11 protein-coding genes and 1 tRNA gene are annotated in these 12,945 nt (G+C 61.8%); 11 read left to right on the top strand and 1 reads right to left on the bottom strand.

What is annotated here, in order from left to right:
• Positions 1-295: 295 nt before the first annotated feature.
• The 3 genes from NKF27_RS02975 (at position 296) to NKF27_RS02965 (ending at position 2,632) form a co-directional block, all read left to right on the top strand.
• On the top strand, positions 296-1,519 hold the full coding sequence (locus NKF27_RS02975) for a hypothetical protein (protein WP_253555294.1): 1,224 nt from the start codon (positions 296-298) through the stop codon (positions 1,517-1,519).
• A gap of 293 nt (positions 1,520-1,812) precedes the next feature.
• A complete protein-coding gene (locus NKF27_RS02970) occupies positions 1,813-2,091 on the top strand; it encodes a helix-turn-helix domain-containing protein (RefSeq protein WP_367399248.1) in 279 nt (92 codons plus the stop codon).
• Positions 2,027-2,632: an IS30 family transposase gene (locus NKF27_RS02965; protein ID WP_253555293.1), complete on the top strand. Its 606-nt coding sequence runs from the start codon at positions 2,027-2,029 to the stop codon at positions 2,630-2,632. The genes NKF27_RS02970 and NKF27_RS02965 overlap by 65 nt, the downstream gene beginning before the upstream one ends.
• Positions 2,633-2,714: 82 nt before the next feature.
• Here NKF27_RS02965 and NKF27_RS02960 read toward each other — a convergent pair.
• A tRNA-Leu gene (locus NKF27_RS02960) sits at positions 2,715-2,801 on the bottom strand.
• Positions 2,802-3,134: 333 nt separating this feature from the next.
• Here NKF27_RS02960 and NKF27_RS02955 point away from each other — a divergent pair.
• From NKF27_RS02955 to NKF27_RS02920, 8 genes are all read left to right on the top strand, one after another.
• Positions 3,135-4,589: a DASS family sodium-coupled anion symporter gene (locus NKF27_RS02955; RefSeq protein ID WP_185696469.1), complete on the top strand. Its 1,455-nt coding sequence runs from the start codon at positions 3,135-3,137 to the stop codon at positions 4,587-4,589.
• Between the two features lie 186 nt (positions 4,590-4,775).
• Positions 4,776-5,804, top strand: coding sequence for a tRNA preQ1(34) S-adenosylmethionine ribosyltransferase-isomerase QueA (queA, locus tag NKF27_RS02950; protein ID WP_253555292.1), 1,029 nt, complete (start codon positions 4,776-4,778; stop codon positions 5,802-5,804).
• Between the two features lie 87 nt (positions 5,805-5,891).
• Positions 5,892-7,028, top strand: coding sequence for a tRNA guanosine(34) transglycosylase Tgt (gene tgt, locus NKF27_RS02945; RefSeq protein ID WP_045992762.1), 1,137 nt, complete (start codon positions 5,892-5,894; stop codon positions 7,026-7,028).
• 66 nt (positions 7,029-7,094) lie between these two features.
• Positions 7,095-7,433 (top strand): preprotein translocase subunit YajC, encoded by a 339-nt coding sequence (gene yajC / locus NKF27_RS02940; RefSeq protein ID WP_045992761.1) that lies wholly within the window; start codon positions 7,095-7,097, stop codon positions 7,431-7,433.
• A 185-nt stretch (positions 7,434-7,618) separates the two neighbouring features.
• Positions 7,619-9,469: a protein translocase subunit SecD gene (gene secD / locus NKF27_RS02935; RefSeq protein WP_253555291.1), complete on the top strand. Its 1,851-nt coding sequence runs from the start codon at positions 7,619-7,621 to the stop codon at positions 9,467-9,469.
• A gap of 34 nt (positions 9,470-9,503) precedes the next feature.
• The gene (gene secF / locus NKF27_RS02930) at positions 9,504-10,427 is read left to right on the top strand and encodes a protein translocase subunit SecF (RefSeq protein WP_253555290.1); all 924 of its coding nucleotides are present in this window, start codon (positions 9,504-9,506) and stop codon (positions 10,425-10,427) included.
• A 245-nt stretch (positions 10,428-10,672) separates the two neighbouring features.
• On the top strand, positions 10,673-11,728 hold the full coding sequence (locus tag NKF27_RS02925; RefSeq protein WP_253555289.1) for a CNNM domain-containing protein: 1,056 nt from the start codon (positions 10,673-10,675) through the stop codon (positions 11,726-11,728).
• Positions 11,729-11,846: 118 nt separating this feature from the next.
• On the top strand, positions 11,847-12,692 hold the full coding sequence (locus NKF27_RS02920; RefSeq protein ID WP_253555287.1) for an ABC transporter substrate-binding protein: 846 nt from the start codon (positions 11,847-11,849) through the stop codon (positions 12,690-12,692).
• The last annotated feature ends 253 nt before the right edge of the window (positions 12,693-12,945 follow it).

Raw genomic sequence — 12,945 nt, 5'->3', positions numbered from 1 at the left:
AGGGCTTGAGGCGTTTCGCCACCGACTACACCCTCTCGATCGCCAGCGCCGCAGCAACGGTCGTCTCCGGTCATAGTGCCAACAGCCGCGAGCACTGGAAAGTCGGGGACGCAGGCCAGACCTACGCCGCGCTGCAGGATCAGCAGGTTAGTATTGCTGTGTCAGCCGTTCGGTCGCCGGTCTAACGATCTGAACTTAGTACGGGACTGATGTAGTTTTTAGGGAATTAATTGGATAGTCTCTGGGATTGCTAATGCTCAGAGATGACAAAAAATGCAGTAGCAGGGGGGTTCTTGTGTCATCTTTTTATAAAAAGTTTTTGCGTGGATGGTCGGCCATAAAGGTTCGCCACCCTATATTTCAAGCAATTAACTCACGCTCTCCTTCGGTTGTGCTTGTTATTTTCCTTGTTGCTTCTTTTCTCTTGTTTTCCATTCTATGGATCTTTGGCATTCCTCAGGACTTGATGGGAATAGAAGAGTCTATCGACATGCTCGACAGCTTGCTTACAACCTTTGTCGAGATTTCATTATTCGTTACACTCGGCGTTTTCTTACTGGTTTCTAAAGCTTTGTCTTCAGGTGAACACTCCCGACTAGAAAAGGAGAAGCATAGAGAAATACCTGAAGACTATGTAGTTTCATTTTCTGGTTTTGAACGAGGTTTAAAAATAAGACTCCTAGATGAAAGCCATTATCAGACCAACCCAGTAATTGACACAATGTTAAGACGTCTAGAGTTTGATAAAGAAGAATTTTATCTTATTGAGGCAGGAGCACTGGACATTCCAAAGCTTTCACTGCACCGCATGGTGATCGATGAAAGTGGCGAAATTTTTCTTGAACTGGGTAGTGCCGATTTTTATGACATTTTTTTCACCCATTACTCTCCTGATTTGGTGATCTCCAAACAATCGACCACTGACAGTAAAACAGAAATCACTTTGCGCAATGAGATTGGCCCATCTTTGGAAATTTATTATAAAAGAGAATTTTCTGCTTGGAAGGAGAAAGGGTTGACATTTTCCAAGTTAATGCCAAACCCCATTGGTGTGTCTGGAATAGTCGTTATCGAATCATATGAGGGACGTTTTATCGTGTTGCGTCATCGTGCTTCGCACGAGATTGCCGCTAACAACACCCTCGAGTGGTCTTTTGCTGGACTTCTTGAGGCTACGCGCTGGCTGCATACGAGTGAGATCCCCTTCGATGAATTTGTAATGCTGGAAATGGAAGATGAGTTCCTTAATTACTTTCCAAGTCTAAAAGGATGCCGCCCCGAAATACAGCCTTTGGGTATGGTTGTTAACCCGCTGTATTTATTTCAGCCAGAGCTCTTTGTAGTTGTTGTGTATAAAGATGTTGTCAATGAGATCTCTTCTTTTGGCTTGGGTTCAAAAATCGATCCTCGCTTCAAAGTGGTGAGCACTGATGATTTAAACAATGTTTTCGCTAGCGCGAAGTTGAAAAACTTATGTCTGCCAGGTAAAGAGCTCATGAAAAAAGCGGGCTATTTGTAGTGACCATATTGATTTAATGAGGCACTCCATGTGCAGTTGCGCAAACCCACCAGGTTATTCACGGAAGGTACCAGCCGGCTAATGGGAGGCTGATAATTCAGACTGGCATGCGGTCGATGCCAGTTGTACTGTAAGCGCTCCAGCCCCTCCTTCAGTGCCAGGAATATCGTTACTCAGATCGGCAGCGTCTCTTTCCAACGCCAAGGTAGCAACACCTCGATGCCTGTCTCGGGGTCGAGTGGGCGGTCTCAATGAGCAAGTGCAACACCTGATCGATCAGGTACGCTATCGCTATGACTCATTGCTACCACCACCTTACTGCTGAAGAACGTGCCACCATCATGCTGATGCGTGAAGGTCACTCGATACGCTCCATCGCCAAGTACCTTGGGAGAGCTGCCAGCACGATGTCTCGGGAACTGGCTCGGCATGCGGTACCTTCTCATGCTGGCTATGACGCCAGTCTGGCGGGTTTCAGGGCCACGCTGACGGGAACGACAATCGAAGTTGCGCCTTGGTACGCCTCTCTTCGATCTGGTGACCTACCTGTTGGGGAAGTACTGCTCTCCTAGGCAAATAGCCATCACACCGAAGCGCATGTATCCAAATGCCTCTACACGCCAGGTCTCTCACGGGGCCGTCCACAACGCGCTCTATGTGATGCCCCGAGGCTCGCTGAAAAAAGAGCTCATTGCTTGCCTTCGGCAGGGGAAGGGAAATCGGCGTCCACGCAGCCGTGGCAAGGATCGTCGCCGCCAAATTCCTGACTTGTTCAGTATTCATCTCCGGCCGCCTGAGATCGAAGATCGGCTGATGCCCGGGCATTGGGAAGGCGACCTCATCATGCAGGGCAGCAACCGTTCTGCCGTAGGCACCTTGGTCGAGCGCACGACACGCTTCGTCATCCTGGTGAAAATGGACGGTACGAACGCGACGGATGCGATGGTCGGCTTTAGTGACAAATTGAACCGTGTTCCACGCTCACTACGGCTGTCGATGACCTACGACCAGCTGTCGAACGTCGTGGGGAACAACTACGCGAGCACACCACTTGGTGCGGTGGCGAGAGCGAATCCGATAGTTTGCATAGGGCATGGGCGACTCGGGGAGTGATCCACCCGAAGTGCCCCACCTACGCCTTGGGGGAGACCATCCAGCCCACGATGCCGACAACCTCGGACTTCGTGGGTGGTGGTGGTGCCGGTGGTCGGACTCGAACCGACACACTGTTTCCAGCGGCGGATTTTGAATCCGCTGCGTCTACCAATTCCGCCACACCGGCAACGGGCGAGGATTATACGTGGGTGGCGCCAGAGGTCAATTCCCCTGAGCCGCTCGCTGGCGCCTGTCGGGGCCGATGGCGCCGTTGTCGAGGCGACTCCCGCCCCTGTCGGGCGCGGCACCCACCGCATCCGGCCCAGCACCGGACTCGGGCCTTGTCAGCCAAAGCCCCACCGGCCGGCGGTTTCGGCACCCTTGCGGCTGGTGGGTCATTCCTCCATGTCTTGACGCTCGCCCGCTCGGGTTAGACCTTGGTAGACTGCGCTCCGCCTGCCCCAGGTCAACCAAGCCCCTGGTCAACAAGACCCGCGTCCAGCCCAGAATGGAGTCGCCCATGGCTGACACTCGCAATGAAGCCGTTCCCCATCCGTCCATCGCCAGCCGCATCGGGCTGGTGCTGGGTCCGCTGTTGTTGATCGCCACCCTGGTGCTGCCCCCGCCCGGCGACATGTCACAGGCCGCCTGGGGCTGCGTCGGTATGGCACTGCTGATGGCCAGCTGGTGGTCCACCGAGGCGATCCCGATCCCGGTGACCTCGCTGATTCCGCTGGTGCTGGCCCCGGCGGTGGGCATCGGCAGCATCAAGGAGGTCGCGGCCAGCTACGCCAACCCGATCATCTATCTGTTCCTCGGCGGCTTCCTGCTCGGTATCGCGATGCAGACCTGGAACCTGCACAAACGTATCGCCCTGCACGTGCTGAAGGTCGTCGGCAGCGAACCCAAGCGCCAGATCGCCGGGTTCATGATCGCCACCGGTTTTCTCAGCATGTGGGTGTCCAACACCGCCACCTCGATCATGATGCTGCCCATCGGCATCTCGGTGCTGAGCCTGCTCGAGGATTCCGACCCAGATGAGCTGCGCCGTTTCGCCACCGCGCTGCTGCTGGGCATCGCCTATTCGGCCAGCATCGGTGGCGTGGCGACCCTGATCGGCACGCCACCCAACGCCCTGCTGGCGGGCTATCTGGCCGATGACCGCGGCATCGACCTGGGCTTCGCCCAGTGGATGCTGGTCGGGGTACCGATCAGTGTGGTGATGATGGCGCTGACCTGGTGGTGGCTGTCCCGCGGCGGCTTCTCGCTGAAGGTCGGCAAGGGTGAAAGCGACAACCTGATCAAGGACCAGCTCGCCGAGATGGGCCCGATGAGTGCCGCCGAACGCCGTGTCGGCCTGCTGTTTCTGGCCGCGGCGGCGCTGTGGATCCTGCGCCCGCTGCTCAATGACATGGGCGCCTCCTGGTTGTCCGACACCACCATCGCCATCGTCGCCGGCATGGCGCTGTTCCTGATTCCTTCCGGCCGTCGTTCCGGCGAGGCGCTGATGGTCTGGGAAGACGCGGTGAAGCTGCCCTGGGGCATCCTTCTGCTGTTCGGCGGCGGCCTGGCGCTGGCCGGCGCGATCAGCAAGTCGGGGCTGGCCGAGTGGATCGCCAACCAGCTGTCGATCCTCGGTGCCCTGCCGGTGCTGGCGATCATCGGCGGCGTGGTGCTGGTCATCATCTTCCTCACCGAGGTAACGTCCAACACCGCCACCGCGGCGGCCTTTCTGCCGCTGCTCGGCGCCCTGGCGCTGTCGCTGGATCTGCCGGTGATGCTGATCACCGTGCCCGCCGCCATCGCTGCCAGTTGCGCCTTCATGATGCCGGTGGCCACACCGCCCAACGCCATCGTCTTCGGCACCGGTCACATGAAGATCCAGTCGATGATTCGTGCCGGCTTTGCCCTCAACCTGATCAGTACGGTGGTGGTGACGCTGATGGCCTACGGTCTGATCCTGCTGCTGTGGTAGCCACCCCGATGGTCCCTGGTCGTCGACCCGACTGCGCTGCCCGCCTCGCGGACGGCCGATACGGGCTGACGCCCATGGCGTGGTCGTGACACAAGATCGACGCCGTTTCCTGACGTGGCGGTCAGGAAACGGTATCCTTGTGCGCCTTTGGCATCCTTCATCCCGCCTGACGACTTGCGAATTCCCATGCAGCGCGCCGACTTTCATTTCGAGCTCCCTGAAGAGCTGATCGCCCGTTACCCGTCCGACGTTCGCAGCGACTGCCGCCTGCTGTGTGTCGACGGCGCCAGCGGACACCTCGACCACCGCCGTTTTCCCGACCTCGAGCAATTGCTCGAGCCCGGCGACCTGCTGGTGTTCAACGACACCCGCGTGATTCCCGCCCGCCTGCACGGCCACAAGGCCAGCGGCGGCAAGGTGGAAATGCTGCTCGAACGGCCGCTGGACGCCCATCGGGGGCTGGTCCACCTGCGCTCGAGCAAGTCGCCCAAGCCCGGCACCGAGCTTCACTTCGAAGGCGGCATCCAGGCGGTGGTCGAAGGCCGTCGCGACGCCCTGTTCGAGCTGCGCTTTCTCGGCGACACCCCGATGATCGCGCTGCTGGAACGCCACGGTCATATGCCGCTGCCGCCGTACATCACCCGGGATGACGAACTTTCCGACCGCGAACGCTACCAGACCGTCTACGCCCGCCGCGACGGGGCGGTGGCCGCGCCGACCGCCGGGCTTCACTTCGACGAGCCGCTGCTCGAGCGCCTGGCCGAGCGGGGCGTCGAGTCCGCCTACGTGACCCTGCACGTGGGCGCCGGTACCTTCCAGCCGGTACGCGTCGACAATATCCAGGAGCACCACATGCACAGCGAATGGATCGAGGTGGGTGACGAGGCCTGCGCCCAGGTGCGCGCGGCCAAGGCTCGCGGCAACAAGGTCATCGCCGTCGGCACCACCAGCGTGCGCTGCCTGGAGACCGCCAGCCAGTCGGGCGAGATCGCGCCCTTCTCCGGCGACACCGACATCTTCATCTACCCGGGCTACGAGTGGCGCTGCGTGGACGCCCTGATCACCAACTTCCATCTGCCGGAATCGACCCTGCTGATGCTGGTGTCTTCCTTCTCCGGCTACGACACCGTGATGAAGGCGTACCGCGAGGCGGTAAAGGAGCGCTACGCCTTCTTCAGCTACGGCGACGCCATGCTGCTGACGCCGGCACGCTGACCCTATTTGCCAGGCGGTGGCTGCTCGGCCGAGCGGTCCACCGTCGTCAGGCTCGAATCAACGCCCCCAAGGGGCACGGAGAGACCCATGCGCGAGCAATGCTTCATGCGCTTCGACAAGCTGGCCGAGGACGGCCGGGCCCGCCGAGGTCGCATCACCTTTCCCCGCGGCACCATCGAGACCCCGACCTTCATGCCGGTGGGTACCTACGGCACGGTCAAGGGCATGACCCCGGCCTCGGTGGAAGAGATCGGCGCCGAGATCATCCTCGGCAACACCTTTCACCTGTGGCTGCGCCCCGGTACCGAGGTCATCGAGGCCCACGGCGACCTGCACGACTTCGCCCAGTGGCACAAGCCGATCCTCACCGACTCCGGTGGCTTCCAGGTGTTCTCGCTGGGCGAGACGCGCAAGATCACCGAGCAAGGCGTGCACTTCCGCTCGCCGGTGGACGGCTCCAAGGTGTTCATGGGCCCGGAAGAGTCGATGGCGGTGCAACGCTCGCTGGGCTCCGACATCGTCATGATCTTCGACGAGTGCACCCCCTACCCGGCGACCCACGACGAGGCGCGCCGCTCGATGGAGATGTCACTGCGCTGGGCCCAGCGCTCCCGCGATGCCCACGGCGACTCGCCGTCGGCGCTGTTCGGCATTATCCAGGGCGGCATGTACCCGGATCTGCGTGAGGCTTCGCTCAAGGGCCTCGGCGACATCGGCTTCGACGGCTACGCCATCGGCGGGCTGTCGGTGGGCGAGCCCAAGGAAGAGATGATCAAGGTGCTCGACTATCTGCCCGAGTGGATGCCGGCGGACAAGCCGCGCTATCTGATGGGCGTCGGCAAGCCCGAGGATCTGGTCGAGGGGGTACGCCGCGGAGTCGACATGTTCGACTGTGTGATGCCCACCCGCAACGCCCGCAACGGCCACCTGTTCACCGCCGAGGGCACGGTCAAGATCCGCAACGCCAAGCATCGTCACGACACCCGCCCGCTGGAAGATGACTGCGACTGCTACACCTGTCAGAACTTCTCGCGGGGCTATCTGCACCACCTGGACCGCTGCGGCGAGATGCTCGGATCGATGCTCAACACGATCCATAATCTGCGTCACTATCAGCGTGTCATGGCCGGTTTGCGCGGTGCTATCGAAGCGGGTACATTGGCTGACTTCGTGGAAGGGTTCTATGCCAGGCGTGGCCTGCCGGTTCCCCCCGCCCCGAATTGATGACCCGGTCGGCAGCCGCCGGCCGTCTGACTCCCTTTTCCCCACGACTTCAGGAGACCGTCGTACATGTTGGACTTCTTCATCTCCCCGGCCCTGGCCCAGGATGCTGGCGCTGCCGCCGGTGGTGGTATCGCCCAGATCGTGATGCTGGTCGGCTTCGTGCTGATCTTCTACTTCCTGCTGTGGCGTCCCCAGGCCAAGCGCGCCAAGCAGCACAAGCAGCTGATCGCTGGCCTGTCCAAGGGTGACGAGATCGTCATCGGCGGTGGTCTGATGGGCCGCATCACCCGGGTCAGCGACGACAGCGAGTTCCTCGCCATGGAAATCAGCGAAGGCACCGAAGTCAGCGTGCAGAAGAACGCCGTGGCCGCCGTGCTGCCCAAGGGCACTATCAAGTCCATCTGATTGGTGTCATTCCCCTTCGGCCCTGTGCGCCGAAGGGGGCCCCATGCTGACGCGGGGGGAGCCGATCGGTCGGCTGTCGCGCGTTGGCGAGGCAGCCGCACCCTTCGCTTTGGAAAGTCCCCGGAGCACCTCTCGAGCGCCCCCGGCTTTCCCTTATTTGTCAGCAACCTGAGGGCAGAGCCCCGATGCTCAATCGTTACCCTTTATGGAAGTACCTGCTGATCCTGGTGGTACTTCTTGTCGGCCTGGTCTACTCCCTTCCCAATCTGTTTCCCGAAGACCCAGCGGTCCAGATCAGCAGTGATCGTGGCGAGCTGAGTTTCAGCCAGTCCCAGCAGCAGAGCCTCGAACAGGCCCTGGCCGAGGCGGACATCGACGTCAAGACGGTGGAACAGGAGCCCAACAGCCTGCTGATCCGGCTGAACGACGCCGAGGACCAGATTCCCGCCCGTGACCTGATCGCCCAGCAGCTCGGCGATGACTATGTGGTCGCGCTGAACCTGGCAGAGTCCACCCCCGAGTGGCTGTCTTCGCTGGCGGCCTCGCCCATGACCCTTGGTCTGGACCTGCGTGGCGGCGTGCACTTCCTTTTGGAAGTGGACATGGAAGCGGCGGTCAATCAGCGTCTCGAGGTCAACGCCAGCGCCATGCGCGAGACCCTGCGTGAAGAGCGCATCCGCTACCGCAACACCGAGATCGACGGCCGCACCATCTCGCTGGACTTCATGAACGCCGAGGACCGCGACGCTGCCGAGACGCTGATTCGCCGCGAGTTCCCCGACTTCCAGTATCAGGACGTCGAGCGTGAACGCGGCGCCAGCCTGGCGATGACGCTGACCGACGCGTCCGTGGACGAGATCCAGGACTACGCGATCAACCAGAACCTGACCACCCTGCGCAACCGCGTCAACGAGCTCGGCGTGGCCGAACCGCTGGTACAGCGTCAGGGCCCGGATCGCATCGTGGTCGAGCTGCCCGGCGTGCAGGACACCGCCGCCGCCAAGCGTATCGTCGGCGCCACCGCCAACCTGGAGTTCCGCCTGGAGGCGCGCACCGACACCCCGTCCAACGAGACCGAGGCGCTGTCCTTCCGCAATGAACCCGGACGCACCGCCGACCTGATGCGCGACGTCATCATCACCGGCGACAGTGTGTCCAGCGCCAGCCGCGGCTTCGACGAGAACGGTCGCCCCCAGGTCAACATCAACCTGGACGGCACCGGCGGCACCCTGATGAACCGCGCCACCCGCACCAACATCGGTCGCAACATGGCGGTGGTGTTCATCGAGCACAAGACCCGTGACCGTACGGTGATGGAGGACGGTGAGCAGGTAACCGTGCGTGATCCCTACACCAAGCGCGGCATCATCAGCCTGGCCACCATCCAGAGCGCGCTGGGCAACAGCTTCCGCATCACCGGGCTGGAATCGCCCACCGAAGCCGGCGAGCTGGCACTGCTGCTGCGCTCCGGTTCTCTGGCGGCACCGATCTACTTCGCCCAGGAACGCACCATCGGCCCGAGCCTCGGCGCCGACAATATCGAGCGCGGCATGCTCTCGGTACAGATCGGCCTGCTGCTGGTCGTGCTGTTCATGTTGATCCGCTACAAGGTGTTCGGCGTCATCGCCAACATCGCCCTGGCGTTGAACCTGACCCTGCTGGTCGCCGCCATGTCGATGCTCGGCGCCACCCTGACGCTGCCCGGTATCGCCGGTATCGTCTTGACGCTGGGCATGGCGGTCGACGCCAACGTGCTGATCTTCGAGCGTATTCGAGAGGAGCTGCGCACAGGACTGTCGGTGCAGCAGGCGATCCACGCCGGCTACGAGCGCGCCTTCAGCTCCATCGTCGACGCCAACATCACCACCCTGCTGGTGGCATTGATCCTGTTCTCCATCGGTACCGGCCCGGTCAAGGGCTTCGCCGTCACCCTGTCGCTGGGCATCCTGACCTCGATGTTCACCGCCCTGCTGGTGACCCGTGCCATGGTCAATCTGATCTACGGCGGCAAGCCGGTGAAGAAGCTATGGATCTAAGCCCATGTCCACTTGCACACAACGGGGAGAGGGTATGAAACGCCTCACCAACCTGAATCTCGACTTCATGGGCCAGCGCAAGATCGCCTTTGCCATATCGGCGATCCTGATCCTGGTCTCACTGGTGTCGCTGGTGGTGCAGGGCCTGGCCCTGGGCCTCGACTTCACCGGCGGTACCCTGGTCGAAGTCCGCTACGCCACCGCCCCGGCGCTGGACAGCGTGCGCGGCGCCCTCGAGGGAGCCGGCTTCAATGACATCTCGGTACAGACCTTCGGCGCCGCCAATGAGGTGCTGATTCGTCTGCAGCAGACCTTCGAGGCCAACGTCGGCGACCAGGTCGTGGGCCTGCTGGCCCAGGGCGGCGCTCAGGTGGATCTGGTGCGTGCCGAATTCGTCGGTGCCCAGGTCGGCGGTCAGCTGCGTGACCAGAGCGGCCTTGGCATGCTGGTCGCCCTCGGCGTGGTCATGCTCTACGTGGCCTTCCGCTTCCAGTACAAGTTCGCCATCGGCGCACTGCTGGCACTGGTCCATGACGTGATCATCGTGGTCGGCGCCTTCTCGCTGTTCCAGTTGGAATTCGATCTGACGGTGCTGGCCGCCGTGCTGGCGGTGATCGGTTACTCGCTCAACGACACCATCGTGGTCTATGACCGTATCCGCGAGAATATCCGCAAGTCGCGTATCGACGACATGCCGGCGATCTTCAACGAGGCGATCAACCAGACCCTGGCCCGCACCCTGGCGACCTCCGGCACCACCCTGCTGGTGCTGCTGGCGCTGGCCTGGCTGGGTGGCGACATGATCCACAACTTCTCGGTGGCCCTGCTGATCGGTATCGGCGTGGGTACCTTCTCGTCGATCTACGTGGCGGCGGCCCTGCTGATCAAGCTCAAGCTCCAGCGCCGCGACCTGATCCCGGAGAAGAAGGAAGACGCCGAGGAAGAGCAGCTGCCCTGACATCACCGCAACTGCCCCTCGAGGCCCCGTCGTGGATCATCCACGGCGGGGCCTCTTGCTTTCCGAGGTCGCCGCCCGATCATGGCGAGCCGGCACCGCTGTCGGCGGCCTCTCAGTTCACTTCGAAAACCATGCAGCAACGCGAGATAGGTCGTTTCCTTCCAGAAAATGCCCGCCGTCACTTGCCCTGGCCTGCGCCCCCTTTCATGCTTGTCATCCACTCCAATCGATCGTGACGAGGCCGCATGTTCCTGCTGATCGCCTTTGCCGTACTGTCCATCGGCGCTTCCTTCCTGTGCTCGGTACTGGAAGCGGCCATTCTGTCGCTGACACCGAGCTATATCGCCCAGGTCCAGGAGACCAACGAGCCGCTGCACAAGAAGCTGAACGCCCTCAAGCGGGATATCGATCGCCCGTTGGCGGCTATCCTGACGCTCAACACCATCGCCCACACCGTCGGCGCCACCGGCGTCGGCGCCCAGGTCGCGGTGGTCTTCGGCGAGGCCTGGCTGGGCGTCGCCTCGGCGGTGATGACGCTGGCCATCCTGATCCTTTCGGAGATCATCCCCAAGACCATCGGTGCCACCTTCTGGCGCCAGCTCTCGCCCTGGCTGCCGCCCATCCTCAACACCATGATCCTGCTCCTCAAGCCGTTCATCTGGATGTCCGAACAGATCACCCAGCGCATCGGCGGAAATGCTGCCGACACCGACATGCGCGGCGAGATCAAGGCACTGGCACGCATCGGCCTGGACGAGAAGGCACTGGACCAGGATGAAGCCAGGACCATCACCAACATCCTCAACCTGCACGAGATCAAGATCAGCAAGGTGATGACGCCAAGAACTGTGTGCGTCACGGTGCGCCCATCGATGACCGTGGCCCAGTTCGAACAGGAACTGGTGCGCTCGCCGTTCACCCGCTTTCCGGTGATGGACGGCGGCGAACAGGCCATCGGCTATGTGCACAAGGCCGACGCCTACCAGGCGGATGAATCCGTGGACATGAAACAGATCATGCAGGACGCTCCCTCGGTGCAGGCCGACGACAGCGTCGAGCATGTCTTCACCATGATGCTCCGGGACCGCCAGCATCTGGCGGTGGTCTATGACGACCACGGTACCTGGGTGGGCCTGATCACCATGGAGGACGTGATCGAGACGGTGCTCGGCCAGGACATCGTCGACGAGACGGACAACGTCACCAATATGCGCAAGTACGCCAAGCAGCGCTGGACCCAGCGTCGACAAGGCCGGTCAGCCAAGACAGACTCCGGCGATCCGGCCAGCCAGGGTTCCTGAACCCCGGCGCCAGGGAGCGTTCGCCAGTAGGCAACGCAACGTAGCACGGCGACGCTCCCCCTTTGCCCGAGCATTTGCGATAACATCTCCATTGAAAATGATTATCAATGGAGAAAGCATGTACAAGCCTCTCGCCATCGCCGCCCTGCTCAGCGTCACTGCCCAGGCCTGGGCGCAACCGGTGCCGGAAAGGGTCGTCGCCCTCGACTACACGGCCCTGGACATCCTCGACAACCTGGCGCAGCGCGAGCGTATCGCAGGTGTCGCCCAGGCAACGCTTCCCGACTATCTGTCCGACTATGCCGACGACGCTTTCACCGACGTGGGCACCCTCAAGGTCGCCGACATGGAGGCCCTTGAGTCGCTGTCACCCGATGCCATCATGATCAGCGGGCGTCTGGAAGCCGAACGCGAAAACCTGGAAGCCCTTGCGCCGGTCTATGTCGTGGCGACCGAGGGTGAGGACACCTGGGACCAGCTCGAACATCGGGTCGACGATCTGGCTGCGCTGTTCGATGCCCAGCAAGCGGGTGAGCAGGCGCTTGCGGACCTGCGCCAGGCGCTCGATCAGCGATTGGCCGAGATCAGCGGGACGCCGAAGGTGCTGGTGGTCGTCCACAATGACGGAAAGCTTATCGTCCAGGACAACGCCATCGTGCATGACCTGATGGGGCTGGCCTCGCCCGAACTTCCCGAGAACGTCGAGAGCGTGACGCGCGGTGAGCGTACCTTTACGCCGCTGACACCGGCGCAGATCGCTGCCACCCAGCCCGATCTGGTGTGGGTGGTGGACCGCAGCGCCGCCATCGGCCAGACGCCCCTCGATGTCGAAGCGCTGACACAGGCCGTCGGTGATGACCAGGCCATCGCGGTCGGCTCGCCGCGACTCTGGTATCTGGCGGGTCAGGGCCTGGACAGCACCCGCCTCCAGGTCGAAGAGGTGGTGGCCGCGCTGGCGCCCTGACCACGGTCACACCGAACTCACTGCACCAACAACGAATGACGCCCCCGCGGCCAGGCCTCGGGGGCGTCGTCATTGGCGGGGCCAGAGCCGCCCTGGCCCTCCATAGCTACCGTCAGGAGCCCCTGTCCAACCACCAGCTCCCCCACCCTCCAGTGGCCGTACAGCCGCTACCTCCTGGGAGGTATGGCGCGTCAGGGCATGCCATCTAGCCTTAAATGGCATACCAAACAGCCCATCAGGCATGCCGAATGGC

Origin of the sequence: Halomonas sp. DN3, from assembly GCF_024137905.1 — a bacterium.
Lineage (GTDB): Bacteria > Pseudomonadota > Gammaproteobacteria > Pseudomonadales > Halomonadaceae > Halomonas > Halomonas litopenaei.
This window is presented reverse-complemented; position numbering and strand designations above follow the sequence as displayed.